This window comes from Aeromonas sp. QDB25 (assembly GCF_027707725.1).
In the GTDB taxonomy this organism is placed as follows: domain Bacteria; phylum Pseudomonadota; class Gammaproteobacteria; order Enterobacterales; family Aeromonadaceae; genus Aeromonas; species Aeromonas caviae.
Genome location: NZ_JAPCIZ010000050.1, coordinates 1 through 19,617, shown reverse-complemented (window position 1 = coordinate 19,617; position 19,617 = coordinate 1). Strand labels below are relative to the sequence as shown.

Here is a 19,617-nt window from a genome sequence, read left to right as displayed (position 1 = left end):
ATTGCCGGGCGCCAGGGGGAGCAAGGCGGGCAGCCGCGTCGGCCCGGATGCATTCTTGTCACGAATTAACCCCCCAAAAGATGCCGGATGGCACCCTTGTTTCACGCCGAAAGCCCGTGGTGGCGCGGTTTTCTGGCGATTTAAAGAACGGCTTAATTCGCTGCAAAAACAAAAAACAGGCGTTACATTGGGTTACAAAACAACGCTGCCGGGGATCGGCACTTTTTTTGCCGACACTTGCAAACGTTTTCAACGGCCAACGGAAACGATCTTAAAGGAACAAGAATGCGAAACATGATCACCATGGGCGAGTTCATCGTCAAAAAGCAGGCGGACTACCCGACCGCGACCGGCGAGCTGACCTCCTTGCTCAGCTCCATCCGCCTGGCCGCCAAGGTGGTGAACCGGGAGATCAACAAGGCGGGTCTGGCGGACATCATCGGCTCCATCGGCGCCGAAAACGTGCAGGGCGAGGTGCAGCAGAAGCTGGACGTCTATGCCAACGAGCGCTTCAAGGCGGCGCTGGAGGCCCGTGGCGAGGTGTGCGGCATGGCCTCTGAGGAGGAGGAGGACTTCGTCTCCTTCGATTCCGAGCTCTCTCGTCACTCCAAGTACGTGGTGCTGATAGACCCCCTCGACGGCTCCTCCAACATCGACGTCAACGTCTCGGTCGGGACCATCTTCTCCATCTACCGCCGGGTCAGCAAACCGGGCGCCGGCGTCACCCTGGAAGACTTCCTGCAGCCGGGTCACCGTCAGGTCGCGGCGGGCTACGTGGTCTACGGCTCCTCCACCATGCTGGTCTACACCACCGGCTTTGGGGTCAACGGCTTCACCTATGACCCCTCCATCGGCTGCTTCTGCCTCTCCCACGAGAACATCCGCATTCCGGAGGAGGGCAAGATCTACTCCATCAACGAGGGCAACTACATCAAGTTCCCGGACGGGGTGAAGAAGTACCTGAAATACTGCCAGGAGCGTGACGAGGCGACTCACAGGCCCTATACCTCCCGCTACATCGGTTCCCTGGTGTCGGATTTCCACCGCAACCTGCTCAAGGGGGGCATCTACATCTACCCGTCCGGCACCAACTCTCCGAACGGCAAGCTGCGCCTGCTCTATGAGTGCAACCCCATGGCCTTCCTGGTGGAGCAGGCCGGTGGCAAGGCGTCCGATGGCTTTGGCCGCATCATGGACATCCAGCCTACCGCCCTGCACCAGCGCACCCCCTACTTCGTCGGGTCCACCAGGATGGTGGAGCGGGCCGAGGCCTTCATGCGGGAGTTCTCCGCTCACGAGGATCCGGCCAACCAGGGCTAAGCCCGGGCCAGCGTACCTTCGTCACGGGAGCCGTCAAGGCTCCCGTTTTTATTGGCGTGCAGGCGGGTGTAGCCAGGTTGATATGCTGACGGACTGACGGACTGACGGACTGACGGACTGACGGACTGACGGACTGACGGGCTGACGGACTGACGGACTGGCGGGCTGACGGGCTGACGGACTGACGCGACGCTTCGGTTGTCGCGGTGCAATGGCTGGTGGCCCCTTGCCGGGATGCCTGGTCTGGATACGTGGGCGGGATAAATACGGCACGGGCCATCTGCGGGGCTATCGAGGCGCGATGAGCCCGTGTGTTTCCCACAATCATCCCCACATCCATCTGTTTTTCAGATGGGTTATGACTCAATGCATCGCATTAATAGATGGATTAGGCGGTAAAATGGTGTAGCCAGGAGGGCGAACCGAGGCATCGAGAGGCAAGAAGGCGGGCCGGGGGCGAGATGCCGCCCCTTGCCAGCAACGAAACGGGAGCCCTGGGGCTCCCGTTGTTATAGGCGGCAGGTCGCGCCCTGCTGACGTCATGCTTTCCCTCAGGGGGTGGCATGGCGGGCGAGATCCGCCAGCAGGCCGTCCACCAGTTTGAGGCGCATGGCCCTGTCCTGGGTCGGCACCTGGAAGCGCAGCCGGGTCGGTCCGTCCATCTTGTAGATGCGCGGCTGCTCGGAGAGCAGCTTGACCAGATAGGCCGGGTTGACGCGGGTTTCCTGGGTAAAGTCCAGATAGCCGCCGCGCTCGCTCATCTCCACCCGGCGAATACCCAGCGCCGTGGCGCGCTGGCGGAAGGCGGCCAGCTCCATCAGCGTCTTGGTCGGCTCCGGCAAGAGGCCGAAGCGATCGATGAGCTCCACTTTGAGCTCCCGCAGCTCCTGCTCATCGGCGGCACTGGCGATGCGCTTGTACATGGAGAGGCGCATGTTGACGTCCGGGATGTAGTCGTCAGGGAGCAAGGCGGGCAGACGCAGCTCCACCTCGGTATGCTGGCTCATGAGCTGCTCGAGCGACGGTTCCTTGCCATGTTTGAGCGCCTCCACCGCTTGCTCCAGCATCTCCATATAGAGGGTGAAGCCCACCGATTCGATCTGGCCGCTCTGATCGTCGCCGAGCAGCTCGCCCGCGCCCCGGATCTCCAGATCGTGGGTGGCGAGCGCAAAGCCGGCGCCGAGATCTTCGAGGGACGCAATGGCCTCCAGCCGCTTGGCCGCATCCTTGGTCATCAGCTTGGGATGGGGGGTGAGCAGGTAGGCATAGGCCTGGTGGTGGGAGCGACCGACCCGGCCCCGCAGCTGGTGCAGCTGGGCCAGACCGAGATGATCCGCCCGGTCCATGATGATGGTGTTGGCGCTCGGCACGTCGATGCCGGTTTCGATGATGGTGGTGCACACCAGCAGGTTGAAGCGCTGGTGGTAGAAGTCCGACATCACCCGCTCGAGCTCCCGCTCGCGCATCTGGCCGTGGGCGATGCCGATGCGCGCCTCCGGCACCAGCTCGGCAAGATCGGCGGCGCACTTCTCGATGCTCTCCACGTCGTTGTGCAGGTAGTAGACCTGGCCGCCACGCTTCAATTCCCGCAGTACCGCCTCGCGCACCACCGCAGGTTCGTGCTGGCGCACGAAGGTCTTGATGGCGAGCCGCTTGGCGGGCGGGGTGGCGATGATGGAGAGATCCCGCATGCCGGACATGGCCATGTTGAGGGTGCGGGGAATGGGGGTCGCGGTGAGGGTGAGGATATCCACGTCGGCGCGCAGCGCCTTGATCTTCTCCTTCTGGCGCACCCCGAAGCGGTGCTCCTCGTCGACGATGAGCAGGCCCAGATCCTTGAAGGTGAGCTCGGCGCCGAGCAGCTTGTGGGTGCCGATGATGATGTCCACCTTGCCCTCGGCCATCTCCTTCATCACGGCGCTCTGCTCCTTGGCGGAGCGGAAGCGGCTCAGCACCTCCACCCGCACCGGCCAGTTGGCGAAGCGGTCGCGGAAGTTGTCGTAGTGCTGCTGGGCCAGGAGGGTGGTGGGCACCAGCACGGCCACCTGCTTGCCGCCGTGCACGGCCACAAAGGCCGCCCGCATCGCCACTTCGGTCTTGCCAAAGCCCACGTCGCCGCACACCAGGCGGTCCATGCTCTTGGCCTGGCACATGTCGCCGAGCACGGCGTTGATGGCATTGAGCTGATCCTCGGTCTCCTCGAACGGGAAGCTCGCGGCAAACTGGCGGTAGGCCTCCCGGTCGTGTTTGAAGGCAAAGCCGTGACGGGCTGCCCGCATGGCATAGACATCCAGCAGCTCGGCCGCCACGTCCCGCACCTTTTCCGCCGCCTTGCGCCGCGCCTTGACCCAGGCCTCGCCGCCGAGCTTGTGGCTGGGCGGGTTGTCGGAGCCGGTGTAGCGGCTGATCAGGTGCAAACTGGTGACCGGCACGAACAGCTTGTCGCCGCCGGCGTATTCCAGGGTCAGAAACTCGGTGGGCAGGCCGCCTGCGTCTATGGTCTCGAGCCCCAGGTAGCGACCGACCCCGTGATCCAGGTGCACCACCGGCTGGCCCTGGGTCAGCTCGCCCAGGTTTCGGATCACCGCATCCGAGCTCAGGTTCTTGTTCTTGTCCCGCTGGCGCTTGCTGCGGATCTTGCCGCCGAGCAGCTCGGCTTCGGTGATGAGGGCAAGGGGCGTCTGGCCGGGCTCTTGCAGCAGGAAGCCCCGCTCCAGGGGACAGACCAGCAGCCCGTGGCGCGCATCGCTCACCAGGAAGGCGTCGAGGGAAGCAAACTCCCGGGGTTGCAGGTTGATCCGTGCGAGCAGATCCCCGAGCCCCTCGCGCCGCCCCTCGGACTCCACCGCAAACAGGGTGCGCCCGGCAAAGCCTTGCAGGAAGCCGTCAAGGGCCAGCAGGGGTTGCTCCTTGCTGTGGTCGAGCTGCAGATCCGGCAGGGGGGCGAGGGGCAGATCGTGCTGACCCGCTCCGCCGTCAACGGTCGCCTCCTGCAGACGCACGGCGCCATAGTCCCCGAGGGCGGCGAAGAGCTGCTCCACCGGCAGATAGATCTGCTGGGGCGGCAGCAGGGGACGGGTGTTGTCCCAGCGTCTGTCTTCATAGCGCTGGCCGATGTCGTTCCAGAAGCGCTGGGCCGCGGGGTAGATCTCCCCCACGGTGAGCAGCAGGGTGTTTTCGGGCAGGTAATCAAACAGGCTGGCGGTCTGCTGGAAGAAGAGCGGCAGGTAGTATTCAATGCCGGCGGGCCAGCGCCCCTTGCTCACCTCCTGATAGACGGAGCCCTCGGCGCGGGAGATCTCGAACTGTTCGCGATACTGGCCACGAAACAGCTCGATGGCCCCCTCGTCGGTGGGAAATTCCCGTGCGGGCAGGAGGCTCACCGACTTCACCGGCTCGCTGGAGCGCTGGGTCTCGGGGTCGAACGGGCGGATGGAGTCCACCTCGTCGTCAAAAAAATCAATGCGATAGGGGCGGCTGCTCCCCATGGGGAAGAGATCCAGCAGGGAGCCGCGGGCGGCGAATTCGCCGTGCTCCAGCACCTGTTCCACCGCCACGTAGCCCGCCTCCGCCAGACGCCCGCGCAGCTGCTGCAGGTTGAGGCGCTGGCCGCTTGTGACCATCAGGCTGTATTTGTCGAGGTAAGCCTGGGGCGCCGTGCGCAGCATCAGGGTGGAGATGGGCACGATGAGCACGCCGTGGCGCATCTGCGGCAACTGGTAGAGAGTCTCGAGGCGCTGGGAGATGATGTCCTGGTGGGGAGAGAAGCTGTCGTAGGGCAGGGTCTCCCAGTCCGGGAACAGCAGCACCGGGCAATCCTGATCCGCCAGCAGGAACCCCAGTTCCTGTTCAAGGCGCAGGGCGCTCGGGGTATCGGCGGTGACCAGCAGGACGGGTCTTCGGGCTTCCCGGGTGAGGCGGGCGGCAACCAGAGCCAGGCTGCTGCCGACCAGCTGGCCGAACGTTGTCTTCTGGCCCGCTTTGGCGGGCAAGGCGGGGAGGGTCATTGGCATCATCGGAGTCTTTTACTGTTGGCGTTCTTTTGACATGGACCTGGGTTAGCGCTGACGTTCCTGGGCACGCAGCTTGAGCTGTTTCGACTGCACATGCAGGCTGGCGCGCACCAGCAGCTCCCGGTCATCCTCGCGGATGCGCACGTAGTCGAGCACCACGTGGGTGCCATGCTCTCCGGCGTCCCGCTGCACGACCTCGCCGTAGCAGTAGACGGCGGAGGCCTCTTCCCGCAGGAAGATCTTGAGCCGCACGATCTGGTGCAGGGCGGGGGCCTCCCCGTGCCCCTGGTGGGGGTGCAGGTAGGTGAGCTGCCCGGCGCCAAAGCGCAGGGTGTGGAAGCGGTGCTCGGGGTGATCCTGGGCCGCCAGCACATAGCCCATGATCATGTCGATCTTGCGGGACTGCTGATTGATGATCTCCACCAGATCGTGCATGGACTCGTTCTGGCTGCGCAGCAACCGGCTGCTCACCAGATCGATGGAGGTGATGGCGGAGGCGATGCGAAACGGCTCGGGCAACTCGGCCTCCAGGGCCTCCAGCGTCGGCAGACGAAAGTCGGCCGGCATGGGGATCACATTGACCGGCGTGGCATGGGTGACGCTGAAGAACTGTTCCTGCATGGAGGCTATCCCTTGTTGTCATAGACGGTTTCCCTTTATTATCCGGTATCTTATTTCGTTGGCAACGTAGATATCCTTGAAGACCGGACTTTTTCAGCCACTGTCGCTGGCCATCGGCCTGCGTTATGCAGGCTCGCGACGCAGTAACCGCTTCGTCTCCTTTATCTCCCTGTTCTCCACCTTTGGCATCGCCATCGGGGTCGCCGCCCTGATGGTGGTGATCTCGGTGATGAACGGGTTCGAAGGACAGCTCAAGGGGCGCATCCTCGGAGTGATCCCCCATGTGGTGGTGACCAATCAGGCTGGACGCATCGAGGCCGAGCCCGAAGGTCTGCCCGATCTGGCCCGCCTGCCCCACGTGGTGGCCACGGCCCCCATGCTCGACAGCGAAGGCATGCTGCAAAGCCCGGGTCAGCTCACCGGTGTGAGCGTGCAGGGGATTGATCCCGCCCGCTGGCCCAAGGATGACATCCTGCACGCCCAGATGCTGGGTGGGCGCCTTGACAGCCTGCAGGCCGGTGAATACCACATCGTGCTGGGGCAGGGGGTGGCCAGCCGCCTCAAGGTCTCCATCGGCGACCAGGTGCGTCTCATCCTGACCGAAGGTACCCGCTTCACCCCCTTTGGCCGGGTGCCGGCCCAGCGTCTTTTCACCGTCTCCGGCATCTTCGGGGTCGGCGCCGACGTGGACAGCCAGGTGGCCCTGATTGCCCTGGGGGATGCCCAGCGCATGCTGCGCCTGCCCGCAGACAAGGTGGGCGGCATCCGCCTCTGGCTGGACGATCCCTTCGCCGCCGACGAGGTGGTGAAGACCGCGTTGCCGGACGGGCTGGAGTGGCAGGACTGGCGCCGCGAGCGCGGCGAGCTGTTCCAGGCGGTGGCCATGGAAAAACGGATGATGGGGCTGATGCTGGTGCTGATCATCGCGGTCGCCACCTTCAACATCCTCTCCGCCCTGGTGATGGTGGTCACCGACAAGGAAGGGGAGGTGGCCATCCTGCGTACCATGGGCATGAGCGAATCCGGCATCGTCAAGATCTTCATGGTGCTGGGGGCGTCGAGCGGCGTCATCGGCGCCCTGTTCGGGGGGCTGGCGGGGCTGGCGCTCTGCTTCGGCCTCAATCCTCTGCTCAATGCCCTTGGGCTCAACCTCTATATGGCGGCGGGGGGCAGCGGTCTACCGGTCATCGTCGAGCCGGCCCAGGTCATGACCATTTTGCTGGGCGCCGTGCTGCTCAGCTTCAGTGCCACCCTCTACCCGGCCTCCCGCGCGGCCCGGGTCAAACCGGCGGAGGCGCTGCGTTATGAATAATTCATCTTCTGTTGTTACTGGTGCAAGTGGAGCCCCCGTTATGAATCAATCCGTCTCCTGCGAGCCGCTGCTGCGCTGCCAGGCCCTCAATCATGTCTACAAAGAGGGCAATCTGGAGACCCAGGTACTCAAGGGGATCGAGCTGGACGTTGCCCCCGGGGAGATGCTGGCGGTGGTGGGGAGCTCGGGCTCCGGCAAGACCACCCTGCTGCACCTGATGGGGGCGCTGGACAACCCCTCCAGCGGCGCCGTGCTGTTCAAGGGGCAGGACATCCATGGCTGGGACAGCCGCACCCAGGCGAGGTTTCGCAACCAGGAGCTGGGTTTCGTTTACCAGTTCCACCACCTGCTCTCGGAATTCAGCGCACTGGAAAATGCGGCCATGCCGCTGCTGATCGCCGGTGAGTCGGTGGCCAGCGCCACCGAGAAGGCGAGCAAGATGCTGGGGCGGGTGGGGCTCTCCCACCGTCTCAACCACAGACCGTCCGAGCTCTCCGGTGGCGAGCGCCAGCGGGTGGCCATCGCCCGAGCCCTGGTCAACGAACCCAGCCTGGTGCTGGCGGATGAGCCCACCGGCAACCTGGATCACGCCAGCGCCACCGCCGTCTATGAGCTCTTGTGCGAGCTCAATCGCGAGCTTGGCACCGCGTTCGTGGTGGTGACCCATGACTTGAGCCTGGCGGCCAAGCTCCACCGCCGGGTCACCCTGGTGAGCGGCATCATGGCGGAGGTCGCCTGATGTTCAAGCCGCTGCCCCTGTTCCTGGGCCTGCGTTACAGCCGCTCCCGCCGTCGCAACGGCTTCATCGCCTTCATTTCGGCCTCCTCCCTCATCGGCATCGCCCTCGGGGTGATGGCCCTCATTCTTGGCCTCTCCGCCATGAACGGGTTCGAGCGGGAGCTCAAGAACCGGGTGCTCTCCGTGGTCCCCCACGGCGAGCTCATCGGCATGGAGGCGCCACTGCCTGACTGGCCGCGGCTCAGGGACTACCTGCTGGCTCAGCCTGGGGTGGAGGCGGCTGCCCCCGTCATTCGCCTGGACGGCCTGCTGGAGCACGGCTCCGCCCTCAAGGGGGTCCAGCTGCGTGCGGTGCTGCCGGAGCTGGAAGCCAATCTCTCCGATGCGGGCAACTTCATGACGGGTCGGGGCCTTCGCGAGCTGCAGGCGGGTGAACACGGGGTCATCCTCGGCAAGATCATCGCCGACAAGCTGGGGGTCAAGACAGGGGACACCGTCACCCTGCTGCTGCCCCAGGCGGGTGATGCCGCCGGCATCAAGAACCCGAAACGGGAGGCGCTCACCGTGGTGGGGCTGCTCGAGATCGGCGGCCAGCTCGACGGCCTGCTCGGCTTCATGCACCTGGCGGACGCCCAGGCCATCACCGGCATGGGCAGCGCGGTGGAGGGGTTCAGCCTCAAGGTGAACGACGTGCTCAAGGCCCAGTCCATCACGGTGGCGGCGGCCCAGAAATTCCCGCACTACGTCTATATCAGTAGCTGGATGAGCCGTCAGGGTTATCTCTATCAGGACATCCAGATGGTGCGCACCGTGATGTACGTGGTGATGCTGATGGTGGTGGCGGTGGCCTGCTTCAACATCGTCTCTACTCTGGTGATGGCGGTGAATGAGAAGCGCAGCGAGATTGCCATCTTGAAGACCATGGGGGCGAGCCCGGGCCAGATCCGGCTTACCTTCGTCATCCAGGGGATGGTGAACGGGGTGGCGGGAGCCTTGCTCGGCGCCCTGCTTGGCGGTCTGCTCTCCAGCAAGCTGACCCAGATCCTGAGCGCCATCGAAGGGGTTATCGGGCACCGTTTCCTGAATCCCGACATCTACTTCATCGACTTCCTGCCGACCGAGCTGCACATGCAGGACTTGCTCATCGTGACCGGCGCCGCCATCCTGATGAGCCTGGTGGCGACCCTCTATCCTGCCTGGCGGGCGAGCGGCCTGGTGCCGTCCCGGGAACTGGGGCATTGATGCCCATGGATGTGATAAAGGGCCCTGCGGGGCCCTTTTTATTGTCACTCTTTTGTGGGGAAACCCCCGACGTGGCGGTTATCGGGGCAATACGCAGGAGGAGATGATGCCCGGTGCCGTGTTGATGGCATCAATGGGCATTCAACTCATCGAGAGGCAGTGAAAAACTCCCCACGAAGACATCGATGAAGTAGCGCATGGCGGGGTTCATCCTGGCGTCCAGCATCTGCTCGAGGCGCTTTCGCGCGGGCTCGAACTCCCGGTTGCCGACGCTCAGCTCCTCCAGACACTTGGTGTAGGCACAGAGGGTGTCTGCATCCTTCACCAGGCTGGTGAGGGCCTCGTCCTGGGCGCCGGAGTCGAGCAGGGGGCGAAAGTCCTCGACCAGCTCAGGCGGCAACATGCCCAGCAGGCGCTGCTCGGCGGCAAGCTCAATCTTCTTGTATTCACGGGCGATTTCGGGATTGAAGTACTTGACCGGGGTGGGCAGATCCCCGGTCAGCACCTCGCTGCTGTCGTGGTAGAGGGCCATGACGGCGGCCCGGTCTGCATCCACCTGAGCGCCGAACAGGCGATTGCTGATAAGGCCGAGGGCGTGGGCCACCATGGCAACCTGCAAGCTGTGCTCGGCGATGTTTTCGGGCTGGATGTTGCGCATCAGGGGCCAGCGGTAGATGAGGCGCATACGGGCGAGGTTGGCAAAAAAATGGCTGGGCAGCATGAAAGACCTCGAATGGGGCAATGAAAAAGGGCAGACCCTAGTCTGCCCTTTTTTCCACCCGCAAGGATAGTCTGAGATGGGCTGTCAGCGGATGTAGCGGCCCGATTCGGCCTCGTGGTTGGTCACTATCATCTGGCCGATGGGGGCAAGGCTGATGAGGGCCAGCTTGAGGTGCTGGATGCCGAACGGGATGCCGACGATGGTGACGAAACAGGCCAGCGCCGAGGCGATGTGGCCGATGGCCAGCCAGACCCCGATGAGCACAAACCAGAGAATGTTGCCAATCAGCCCCAGGGCACCGGTGCCGATGTCGCTCTGGCCCGTCATGCTCTTGCGGCTCACCGCCTGCTTGCCAAACGGGAAGAAGGTGAAAGTGCCGATGACGAAGCAGGCGCGTCCCCAGGGGATCCCGATGAGGGAGATGAAGCAGAGCAGCCCCGCCAGCCACCAGGCCAGCCCCATGAAGACGCCTCCCAGCACGAACCAGAGCAGATTGAACAAGAAGCGGAAAAAGGACATGTGGGTGACTCCAGCAGCACGTAAATTGGTTGTCACCATAGCGAGCCCTGCCGGGGGACGCAATGGCGCAGGCGAGAAGGTGGACAATTTGGGTCGCAGCACGCCATTTTTGTGCCTGATTGGCGGCGGATGGCGATCAAAATGGCCCGTTCGCCGTGAAAAAGAGTGAGCCAGTGCAAATTATTGCGGATGGAATGCTTGAACTCGGTGCAAGGCTTCCCCATATAGGAGAAAGTCTTGCGCAAATTGTGCTGTCTGTGCCCCGGATGGGGGATGTGCGGCTCGACGCGACCACTGCACGCCGCTATAATGTCGCGTCATATTTTCTCATCACAAAGACAGTCGTTGTCTTTATAAACAGGAAGACTCCGGGCTTGCCCGGGGGCAATAAAGGGTCAGCACGCAGTGCTGAGTTGAACGAGGTAAAAGAATGCAAGTTTCTGTAGAGACAACCCAGGGTCTGGAACGCCGTCTTACCATCACTGTACCGGCCGCTACCGTTGACGCCGCCGTGCGCAAAGAATTGAATGGCCTGGCCAAAACCCGTCGCATCGACGGTTTCCGTCCTGGCAAGGCTCCGGTTGCCATCATCAAGAAGATGTTCGGTGCCATGGCTCACGCCCGCGTTGCCGATGAAATGATGCAGAACAACTTCATCAAGGCCATCATCGAGAACAAACTGAGCCCGGCTGGCGCCCCGACCATGGATCCGAAAGAGATCAAAGAAGGTCAGGATTTCGAGTTCACCGCCACTTTCGAAGTGTATCCGGAGTTCGAAGTTGCCGGTCTGGAGAGCATCAAGGTCGAGAAGCCGGTTGCCACCGTTAAGGATAGCGACCTGGAAAACATGATCGACACCCTGCGCAAGCAGCACGCCACCTGGACTGAAGCCGCTGTGGCTGCCGCCAACGGCATGCGTGTGACCATGGACTTCGTCGGTTCCATCGACGGTGAAGAGTTCGACGGTGGCAAGGCTGAAGGCTTCACCCTGGAACTGGGCGCTGGCCGTATGATCCCGGGCTTCGAAGACGCCATCCTGGGCAAGAAAGCGGGCGACGAGTTCACCATCGAGGTGACTTTCCCGGCTGACTACCACGCCGAAGCCCTGAAGGGCAAGGCTGCCAAGTTTGCCTCCAAGCTGCACAAGGTTGAAGAGCAAGTGCTGCCCGAGCTGACCGAAGAGTTCGTCAAGCGTTTCGGCATCGAGAGCGGCAGCGTTGAAGAGCTGAAGGCTGAAGTGCGCAAGAACATGGAGCGCGAACTGGCCCAGGCCCTGAAAAACAGCGTGAAAGAGCAGGTACTGAACGGCCTGGTTGAAGCCAACCAGATCGATCTGCCGAAGGCTGCTGTTGCCCAGGAAATCGACACCCTGCGTCAGCAGGCTCTGCAGCGCTTCGGTGGCTTCCAGGGCGGCAACGCCCCCGAGCTGCCGGCCGAGCTGTTCCAGGCCCAGGCCGAGCGCCGTGTCCGCGTTGGTCTGCTGCTGGGTGACGTCATCCGCACCAACGAGATCAAGGCTGACGACGCCCGTGTGACCAGCATCATCGAGTCCATGGCCACTGCCTACGAAGATCCGAAAGAAGTGATCGAGTACTATCAGCAGAACGAGCAGATGCTGAACGGCGTGCGCAACCTGGCCATTGAAGATCAAGCCATCGATCTGATCCTGTCCAAGGCGCAAGTCACCGAGAAAGAAGTTGCCTTCGACGAAGTGATCAACAAGTCCGGTGCCGCTGCCTAAGAATATTTGACTTAAGGTCAAAACTGTTAAGTATAATGGCTCGTGTGATCTCCACTCGGGCCATTTTATTTTAGGGACAATGCCTTATGTACAAGAACTATAACGATGTGACTGAATCCCCACGCAATGCGCTCATCCCGATGGTGGTAGAGCAAACCGCGAAAGGGGAGCGTTCCTACGACATCTATTCCCGTCTGCTGAAAGAGCGGGTGATCTTCCTGACCGGTCAGGTCGAGGATCACATGGCGAACCTGGTGGTGGCCCAACTGCTGTTCCTGGAGTCCGAGAACCCGGATCAGGACATCAGCATCTACATCAACTCGCCGGGTGGCGCCGTCACTGCGGGTATGTCCATTTATGACACCATGCAGTTCATCAAGCCGGACGTGAGCACCGTCTGCATGGGGCAGGCCTGCTCCATGGGGGCCTTCCTGCTGGCCGGTGGCGCCAAAGGCAAGCGTTTCTGCCTGCCCAATGCCCGAGTGATGATCCACCAGCCGCTGGGCGGCTTCCAGGGCCAGGCTTCTGACATCCAGATCCATGCCCAGGAGATCCTGAAAATCAAGAATACCCTGAACGATCGTCTGGCGTTCCATACCGGTCAGGACATGGCCACCATCGAGCGCGACACCGACCGAGACAACTTCATGTCCGCCGAACAGGCCGTTGCCTATGGTCTGGTTGACGGCATCCTGAGCCAGCGCGGCTGAGCAGGGTACCCCGTCCTGTTGTAAACTCAACAGGACGATCCATCCTCTATTGATAAAACGAGGTCGCTGAATGACAGAGAAACGCAAGGGTGAGGGCGACAAGCTGCTGTATTGCTCTTTCTGCGGCAAAAGCCAGCATGAAGTGCGCAAGCTGATCGCTGGCCCTTCCGTCTACGTATGTGATGAGTGTGTCGAGCTGTGCAACGACATCATCCGCGAAGAGATCCGCGAGATCTCTCCCAAGCGCGATGGTAGCGAGCTGCCGACCCCTCATGAAATCCGCGCCCATCTGGACGACTACGTGATCGGTCAGGAGTACGCCAAGAAGGTGCTGGCAGTGGCTGTCTACAACCACTACAAGCGTCTTCGCAGCGGCAGCGAGTCCGGTGGCGTGGAGCTGGGCAAATCCAACATCCTGCTGATTGGCCCCACCGGCAGCGGCAAGACTCTGCTGGCCGAGACCCTGGCTCGTCTGCTGGATGTGCCCTTCACCATGGCCGATGCCACCACCCTGACCGAAGCCGGTTACGTGGGCGAGGACGTGGAGAACATCATCCAGAAGTTGCTGCAAAAGTGCGACTACGACGTGGAGAAGGCCCAGCGCGGTATCGTCTACATCGACGAGATCGACAAGATCTCCCGCAAGTCGGACAACCCCTCCATCACCCGCGACGTCTCCGGGGAAGGGGTGCAGCAGGCACTGCTGAAACTGATCGAAGGCACCATCGCCTCCGTGCCGCCCCAGGGCGGTCGCAAGCACCCGCAGCAGGAGTTTTTGCAGGTCGACACCTCCAAGATCCTCTTCATCTGTGGTGGTGCTTTCGCGGGGCTGGACAAGGTGATCGAGCAGCGCTCCGTCAAGGGCACCGGCATCGGTTTTGGCGCCGAGGTGAAATCCAAGAATGCCAAGGCAACCCTGAGCGAGAACTTTGCCAAGGTGGAGCCGGAAGATCTCATCAAGTACGGTCTCATCCCCGAGTTCATCGGCCGTCTGCCGGTGGTCGCGACCCTGACCGAGCTTGACGAGGCTGCCCTCATCCAGATCCTGAAAGAGCCGAAAAACGCGCTGACCAAGCAGTATGCCGCGCTGTTCGCCCTGGAAGAGGTGGAGCTGGAGTTTCGTGACGACGCGCTCAATGCCATTGCCCGCAAGGCCATGGAGCGCAAAACCGGTGCCCGGGGTCTGCGTTCCATTGTCGAGGCCGTACTGCTCGACACCATGTATGACCTGCCCTCCCTGAAAGGGGTCAGCAAGGTGGTGATCGACGAGACGGTGATCAAGGGAGACTCCGCGCCCCTGATGATCTACGACAATCCCGAGACTCAGGCCGCAGCCTCAGAGTAACTGTCTGATTTTTAATCACATAAAGGGGCTTTTTGCCCCTTTCATGCTTTTTACGGCCAAGGCGATTGAATCTCATCTTTGCGCCCCCATATACTCAGCCAAGCCTTTGCCAACGGTATAACAAGCCGAGAGGACATATATGAACCTAGAGCGTTCAGAACGCATCGAGATTCCCGTCCTGCCTCTTCGTGACGTGGTGGTCTATCCCCACATGGTCATTCCACTCTTTGTGGGGCGGGAAAAATCCATTCGCTGTCTGGAAGCGGCCATGGAGCAGGACAAGAAAGTCCTGCTGGTGGCCCAGAAGGATGCGTCGACTGACGAACCGACGGTGGAGGAAATTTTCTCCGTCGGGACAGTGGCCAATATTCTGCAGATGCTCAAGCTGCCGGACGGCACCGTCAAGGTGCTGGTGGAGGGGGGCCAGCGTGCCCGCCTTGAGCGGATGATCGACGATCGCGACTTCTTTGTCGGGGAGGCCCAGTACATCGCGTCCGCCCCCATCGAGGAGAAGGATCAGGACGTGCTGGTGCGCTCTGCCATCGGCCAGTTCGAAGGTTACATCAAGCTCAACAAGAAGATCCCGCCCGAGGTACTCACCTCGATTTCGGCGATTGACGATGCGGCGCGCCTGGCCGATACCATGGCTGCCCACATGCCGCTCAAGCTCGAAGACAAGCAGAAGGTGCTGGAAATCGCCTCCGTGTCCGAGCGCATCGAGTTTCTGATGGCCATGATGGAGTCGGAGATCGACCTGTTGCAGGTCGAGAAACGCATCCGCTCTCGGGTCAAGAAGCAGATGGAGAAGAGCCAGCGGGAGTATTACCTCAACGAGCAGATGAAGGCCATCCAGAAAGAGCTGGGTGAGCTGGAAGACAGCCCGGATGAATTCGAAGCCCTCAATCGCAAGATTGAAGAGGCCGGGATGCCGGAGGATGCCCGCGAGAAGGCCCAGGCCGAGCTCGCCAAGCTCAAGATGATGTCCCCCATGTCGGCGGAAGCCACCGTGGTGCGCAGCTATGTGGACTGGATGGTGCAGGTGCCCTGGAAGGCCCGCTCCAAGGTCAAGAAAGACCTAGGCAAGGCCCAGGAGGTGCTGGATGCGGATCACTATGGCCTGGACAAGGTCAAGGATCGCATCCTCGAATACCTGGCAGTGCAGGCGCGTGTGAACAAGCTTAAGGGCCCCATCCTCTGCCTGGTCGGGCCTCCCGGGGTGGGCAAGACTTCCCTGGGCCAGTCCATCGCCAAGGCCACCGGCCGCAAGTATGTGCGCATGGCCCTGGGTGGGGTGCGTGACGAGGCGGAGATCCGTGGTCACCGCCGTACCTACATCGGCTCCATGCCCGGCAAGCTCATCCAGAAGATGGCGAAAGTCGGCGTGAAGAACCCGCTGTTCCTGCTCGACGAAATCGACAAGATGAGCTCGGACATGCGTGGCGATCCCGCTTCCGCCCTGCTGGAGGTGCTGGATCCCGAGCAGAACAGCAGCTTCAACGATCACTATCTGGAAGTGGATTATGACCTGTCGGACGTGATGTTCGTGGCCACCTCCAACTCCATGAACATACCGGGTCCGCTGCTGGACCGGATGGAAGTGATCCGTCTGTCCGGTTACACCGAGGACGAGAAGCTCAACATTGCCAAGCAGCACCTGGTGGCCAAGCAGATCCAGCGCAACGGCCTGAAGCCTTCCGAGATCACCATCGAGGATTCGGCGCTGATCGGGGTGATTCGCTACTACACCCGCGAGGCGGGTGTGCGCAGCCTGGAGCGTGAAATCTCCAAAATCTGTCGCAAGGCAGTCAAACGCATCCTGCTGGACAAGAGCATCAAGCATGTTCAGGTCAACCAGGAGAACCTCAAGGAGTTCCTGGGGGTACAGCGCTTTGACTATGGCAAGGCCACCGACCAGAACCAGATTGGTCAGGTGTGCGGGCTGGCTTGGACCGAAGTGGGGGGCGATCTGCTCACCATCGAGACCACCAACATGCCGGGCAAGGGCAAGCTCACTTACACCGGTTCCCTCGGTGACGTGATGCAGGAGTCCATCCAGGCGGCCATGACAGTGGTGCGAGCCCGTGCCGAGAAGCTGCGTATCAACGGCGACTTCTACGAGAAGCGCGACATCCACGTGCACGTGCCGGAAGGGGCGACCCCGAAAGACGGCCCGAGCGCCGGTATCGCCATGTGTACCGCCCTGGTCTCCAGCCTCACCGGCAACCCGGTGCGTGCCGACGTGGCCATGACGGGTGAAATCACCCTGCGTGGCGAGGTGTTGCCCATCGGTGGTCTCAAGGAGAAACTGCTGGCGGCCCACCGTGGTGGCATCAAGCGTGTGCTGATCCCGAAAGAGAACGAACGTGACCTCGAGGAGATCCCGGCCAACGTCAAACAAGATCTTGAAATCTATCCGGTTCGCTGGATTGATGAGGTGCTTGCACTGGCGTTGCAGGACAATCCGCAAGGTTTCGAACGCGTTTCTGTCGTGTAAATGTTGATGCGCCGCAAATTTGGCGCATTCGGGGGGTGGTTAAGGCTTGCATGCACCGGACAACGGAAGTAGCCTTGACCACCGATCGGGTACTCATGATGAGTCGCAATGCGTGATGTGGCGCGGGTTTGCGCCAGATTGTCACTTGCAACTGATCAGGAGGCTTGTTATAAAACCTCCACTTGTTGTGGCCAGGGAAATCAGCGCCGCAGCGATGTTCGATAAAAGGGGAATATAAGAGTGAATAAATCTCAACTGATTGACAAGATTGCAGACGGTGCTGATATCTCCAAAGCTGCCGCTGGTCGTGCGCTGGATGCCTTCATCGATGCCGTGGGCGAAGCCCTGAAAGAGGGTGACCAGGTTGCTCTGGTTGGTTTCGGTACTTTCGCCGTTCGCGAGCGTGCAGCCCGTTCCGGCCGCAACCCGCAAACTGGTGCGACCATCGAAATCGCTGCCGGTAAAGTTCCTGCCTTCAAAGCCGGCAAGGCCCTGAAAGACGCGGTCAACTAAGCCGGTCGCTGATATCTATCGGCACCGTCCTTGGTCTCTGACCAGACAAGTGAGAGGGCTCTCCCTCATACTGCTTGACCAAGGCGCATCGCAATCGGTGCGCCTTTTCATTATTTACGCCCATCGAGTTCGGGAGCATAAGTACAAACATGATGTTGGATAAACTACGCGAAGGGGCGCAGGGCAAGGTAGCCAAGGTTATCTTGGGCCTGATCATCCTCTCCTTTGCCTTGGCCGGCGTAGGCAGCTACCTCAATGGCCCGGCACGTACCGCCCCCGCCACCGTCAACGGCAATGACATCAGTGCCCCCGCACTGGAGAATGCCTACCGCAATGAGCGGGCCCGCATGGAATCCCAAATGGGTGAGGCCTTCAACCAGCTGGCCGCCAATCCCGATTACATGAAACAGTTCCGCCGTGGCGTGCTGGACCGTCTGATCGATCAGGCGCTGATCGATGACAAGGCTCGCTCCCTGGGTCTGCGCGTCAGCGATGAGCAAATCAAGCAGGCCATCGTCGCCATGCCCGAGTTTGCCGAGAACGGCAAGTTCAGCAATGACCGCTACCTGCAGCTCATTCGCCGTGCCGGCATGACCCCCGAGATGTTCCGCGACTCCCTGCGCCAGGACATGGTGCGCCAGCAATTGATGGGCGCCGTGCTGGGATCGGAGTTCGCCCTCAAGGGTGAAGCCGAGCAACTGGATCGTCTCTACAACCAGACCCGTGACCTGCGCCTGATCCGTCTGGCCGCTTCCGCCTATGTGGACGGGATCGAGGTGAGCGATGCCGAGGTGGAGCAGTTCTACAAGGCCAACAGTGCTCGCTTCATGAACGACGAGACGGTCAAGGTCGACTATCTGCTGCTCGATGCCGCGAACCTTGGCAAGAACATCAAGGTCACCGAGCAGGATGCCCAGGATTACTACGACCAGCATCAGGATCTGTTCCAGCGTCCCGAGCGCCGTCAGGTGGCGCACATCCTGATCCCGTTTGGCAAGGATGAAAAGGCCGCCGAGCAGAAAGCCGAGGCCGTGCTGGCCAAGGCCAAGGCGGGTGACGATTTCGCCGCGCTGGCCAAGGCCGACTCCTCCGATACCTTCTCCGCGAAGAAGGGCGGGGAGCTCGACTGGTTCGAGAAAGGGGTGATGGATCCTGCCTTCGAGAAAGCCGCGTTCGCGCTGGCCAAGGCTGGCGATCTCTCCGCCGTGGTGAAGAGCCCATTCGGCTTCCACATCATCAAGCTGCTGGCCGTCGAGCCTGCCAAGACCAAGCCCTTCGTGGACGTGATGAGCGATACCATCGCCCGTCTGCAGTCTGAGAAGGCCAAGGAGCAGTTCTTCGCCGAACAGCAGAAGATGGCCGACAGCAGCTTCGAGAACCCGGACTCCCTGGACTTGACCGCCGAAGCCATGGGCCTCCAGGTGCAGTCCACCGGCTATTTCAGCCAGGCCGATGCGCCGGCACCGCTCAATGATCCCAAGGTGCTCTCCGTGGCGTTCTCCGAACAGCTGCGTGATGACAACACCAACTCCGACGTGATCGAGCTGGCCGACGGCAAGGCGCTGGTGCTGCACATCATGGGTCACCAGCCGAAGGCGGCCAAGCCGCTTGCCGAGGTGAAAGAGCAGGTGATCACCGCCATCAAGCACGACAAGGCCAGTGAAGTGGCCCGTGGCAAGGCCCAGGGTCTGCTGGACAAGCTCAAGGCCGGTGAGAACGTTCAGGCCGACCTGACCGCGCTGGGTCTGAAAGTGGATACCCATACCGGCGTATCCCGTTTCGCCCAGGAGATGGACCAGAACCTGGTGACCCAGGTGTTCCGCATGCCCCATCCGACCGATGGCAAGCCGAGCGTCGAGCTGGTGACCGAAGCCAACGGTGATCGTGTGGTGGTGGCGCTGGACAAGGTCAACGTCATCAAGGAGCCGTCCCAGATGGTGAGCCTGCTGCAAGGTCAGCTGGGTCAGGGCAAGGCACAGGCCGACTACAAGTCGCTGATCGACGAGCTGCGCAAGGCGGCCAAGATCGAATACTTCACCGACGTGGAAGCCACTGTCGAGTAGGTCAGCCTCACGGCCCCAAGTGTGAAAACGGCTCCATAATGGAGCCGTTTTTTTATCTGTACGCGGTACAAGGGGGGGCGGCTACCTGCTCTGGCAGGGATGAGCTAAGTCGTGCATCGTCCTGGTTTGCATCCCGCTCGGCGTTGCCAGCAGGCATAAAAAAAGGTTCTTCGCGGGATCCTGGGAAAGTGGAAGTTGACAGACAGGGTGCTGGTAAACTGGCTGTCTCCAAACACACCACCACCATCACCCTGCTGTCGCCGTG

The 19,617-nt window shown here is 61.6% G+C and carries 16 protein-coding genes; 12 read left to right on the top strand and 4 right to left on the bottom strand.

What is annotated here, in order from left to right:
• Positions 1–55 precede the first annotated feature (55 nt).
• Entirely contained in the window at positions 56–298 is a 243-nt protein-coding gene (locus tag PG883_RS16100; protein ID WP_124244103.1) for a hypothetical protein, read from the top strand.
• Complete coding sequence (gene fbp, locus PG883_RS16095; protein WP_029314452.1) at positions 286–1,320, top strand: class 1 fructose-bisphosphatase; 1,035 nt, start codon at positions 286–288, stop codon at positions 1,318–1,320. The genes PG883_RS16100 and fbp overlap by 13 nt, the downstream gene beginning before the upstream one ends.
• A gap of 551 nt (positions 1,321–1,871) precedes the next feature.
• Here fbp and mfd read toward each other — a convergent pair.
• Both mfd and PG883_RS16085 read right to left on the bottom strand, forming a co-directional pair.
• Positions 1,872–5,336 (bottom strand): transcription-repair coupling factor, encoded by a 3,465-nt coding sequence (gene mfd, locus PG883_RS16090; protein ID WP_270807389.1) that lies wholly within the window; start codon positions 5,334–5,336, stop codon positions 1,872–1,874.
• Between the two features lie 42 nt (positions 5,337–5,378).
• Positions 5,379–5,954 (bottom strand): PilZ domain-containing protein, encoded by a 576-nt coding sequence (locus PG883_RS16085; RefSeq protein ID WP_042863798.1) that lies wholly within the window; start codon positions 5,952–5,954, stop codon positions 5,379–5,381.
• Between the two features lie 76 nt (positions 5,955–6,030).
• Here PG883_RS16085 and PG883_RS16080 point away from each other — a divergent pair, with 76 nt between their 5' ends.
• From PG883_RS16080 to lolE, 3 genes are read left to right on the top strand one after another with little or no spacing between them, the layout of a single operon-like run.
• Positions 6,031–7,266: a lipoprotein-releasing ABC transporter permease subunit gene (locus PG883_RS16080; protein ID WP_010674566.1), complete on the top strand. Its 1,236-nt coding sequence runs from the start codon at positions 6,031–6,033 to the stop codon at positions 7,264–7,266.
• Positions 7,267–7,306: 40 nt separating this feature from the next.
• Complete coding sequence (gene lolD / locus PG883_RS16075) at positions 7,307–8,005, top strand: lipoprotein-releasing ABC transporter ATP-binding protein LolD (RefSeq protein ID WP_010674567.1); 699 nt, start codon at positions 7,307–7,309, stop codon at positions 8,003–8,005.
• On the top strand, positions 8,005–9,246 hold the full coding sequence (gene lolE, locus PG883_RS16070) for a lipoprotein-releasing ABC transporter permease subunit LolE (RefSeq protein WP_010674568.1): 1,242 nt from the start codon (positions 8,005–8,007) through the stop codon (positions 9,244–9,246). Before lolD ends, lolE begins: the two co-directional genes overlap by 1 nt.
• 130 nt (positions 9,247–9,376) lie before the next feature.
• On the opposite strand, the gene yfbR is transcribed toward lolE, so the two are convergent.
• Both yfbR and PG883_RS16060 read right to left on the bottom strand, forming a co-directional pair.
• The gene (yfbR, locus tag PG883_RS16065) at positions 9,377–9,967 is read right to left on the bottom strand and encodes a 5'-deoxynucleotidase (RefSeq protein ID WP_010674569.1); all 591 of its coding nucleotides are present in this window, start codon (positions 9,965–9,967) and stop codon (positions 9,377–9,379) included.
• A gap of 84 nt (positions 9,968–10,051) precedes the next feature.
• Entirely contained in the window at positions 10,052–10,486 is a 435-nt protein-coding gene (locus tag PG883_RS16060; RefSeq protein WP_042016081.1) for a YccF domain-containing protein, read from the bottom strand.
• 430 nt (positions 10,487–10,916) lie between these two features.
• On the opposite strand from PG883_RS16060, the gene tig reads away from it, so the two are divergent.
• From tig to PG883_RS16025, 7 genes are all read left to right on the top strand, one after another.
• Positions 10,917–12,227 (top strand): trigger factor, encoded by a 1,311-nt coding sequence (gene tig / locus PG883_RS16055; RefSeq protein ID WP_010674572.1) that lies wholly within the window; start codon positions 10,917–10,919, stop codon positions 12,225–12,227.
• Positions 12,228–12,313: 86 nt separating this feature from the next.
• Entirely contained in the window at positions 12,314–12,937 is a 624-nt protein-coding gene (clpP, locus tag PG883_RS16050; RefSeq protein WP_005324106.1) for an ATP-dependent Clp endopeptidase proteolytic subunit ClpP, read from the top strand.
• Between the two features lie 70 nt (positions 12,938–13,007).
• The gene (gene clpX / locus PG883_RS16045) at positions 13,008–14,282 is read left to right on the top strand and encodes an ATP-dependent protease ATP-binding subunit ClpX (protein ID WP_010674573.1); all 1,275 of its coding nucleotides are present in this window, start codon (positions 13,008–13,010) and stop codon (positions 14,280–14,282) included.
• A gap of 139 nt (positions 14,283–14,421) precedes the next feature.
• Positions 14,422–16,776 (top strand): endopeptidase La, encoded by a 2,355-nt coding sequence (gene lon / locus PG883_RS16040; RefSeq protein ID WP_010674574.1) that lies wholly within the window; start codon positions 14,422–14,424, stop codon positions 16,774–16,776.
• A gap of 240 nt (positions 16,777–17,016) precedes the next feature.
• A complete protein-coding gene (hupB, locus tag PG883_RS16035) occupies positions 17,017–17,289 on the top strand; it encodes a nucleoid-associated protein HU-beta (RefSeq protein WP_005315375.1) in 273 nt (90 codons plus the stop codon).
• A gap of 149 nt (positions 17,290–17,438) precedes the next feature.
• Complete coding sequence (gene ppiD, locus PG883_RS16030) at positions 17,439–19,352, top strand: peptidylprolyl isomerase (RefSeq protein ID WP_161957680.1); 1,914 nt, start codon at positions 17,439–17,441, stop codon at positions 19,350–19,352.
• Between the two features lie 38 nt (positions 19,353–19,390).
• A partial coding sequence (locus PG883_RS16025; RefSeq protein WP_270807388.1) for a hypothetical protein occupies positions 19,391–19,617 on the top strand: 227 nt, incomplete at its 3' end.

What these genes read in the sequence shown, in the direction of transcription:
- fbp (WP_029314452.1), top strand. Translation starts at nt 286, where the DNA reads ATGCGAAACATGATCACCATGGGCGAGTTCATCGTCAAAAAGCAGGCG.
- lolD (WP_010674567.1), top strand. Translation starts at nt 7,307, where the DNA reads ATGAATCAATCCGTCTCCTGCGAGCCGCTGCTGCGCTGCCAGGCCCTC.
- PG883_RS16060 (WP_042016081.1), bottom strand. Translation starts at nt 10,486, where the DNA reads ATGTCCTTTTTCCGCTTCTTGTTCAATCTGCTCTGGTTCGTGCTGGGA.
- tig (WP_010674572.1), top strand. Translation starts at nt 10,917, where the DNA reads ATGCAAGTTTCTGTAGAGACAACCCAGGGTCTGGAACGCCGTCTTACC.
- mfd (WP_270807389.1), bottom strand. Translation starts at nt 5,336, where the DNA reads ATGATGCCAATGACCCTCCCCGCCTTGCCCGCCAAAGCGGGCCAGAAG.
- ppiD (WP_161957680.1), top strand. Translation starts at nt 17,439, where the DNA reads ATGATGTTGGATAAACTACGCGAAGGGGCGCAGGGCAAGGTAGCCAAG.
- clpX (WP_010674573.1), top strand. Translation starts at nt 13,008, where the DNA reads ATGACAGAGAAACGCAAGGGTGAGGGCGACAAGCTGCTGTATTGCTCT.
- PG883_RS16085 (WP_042863798.1), bottom strand. Translation starts at nt 5,954, where the DNA reads ATGCAGGAACAGTTCTTCAGCGTCACCCATGCCACGCCGGTCAATGTG.
- lon (WP_010674574.1), top strand. Translation starts at nt 14,422, where the DNA reads ATGAACCTAGAGCGTTCAGAACGCATCGAGATTCCCGTCCTGCCTCTT.
- yfbR (WP_010674569.1), bottom strand. Translation starts at nt 9,967, where the DNA reads ATGCTGCCCAGCCATTTTTTTGCCAACCTCGCCCGTATGCGCCTCATC.
- lolE (WP_010674568.1), top strand. Translation starts at nt 8,005, where the DNA reads ATGTTCAAGCCGCTGCCCCTGTTCCTGGGCCTGCGTTACAGCCGCTCC.
- clpP (WP_005324106.1), top strand. Translation starts at nt 12,314, where the DNA reads ATGTACAAGAACTATAACGATGTGACTGAATCCCCACGCAATGCGCTC.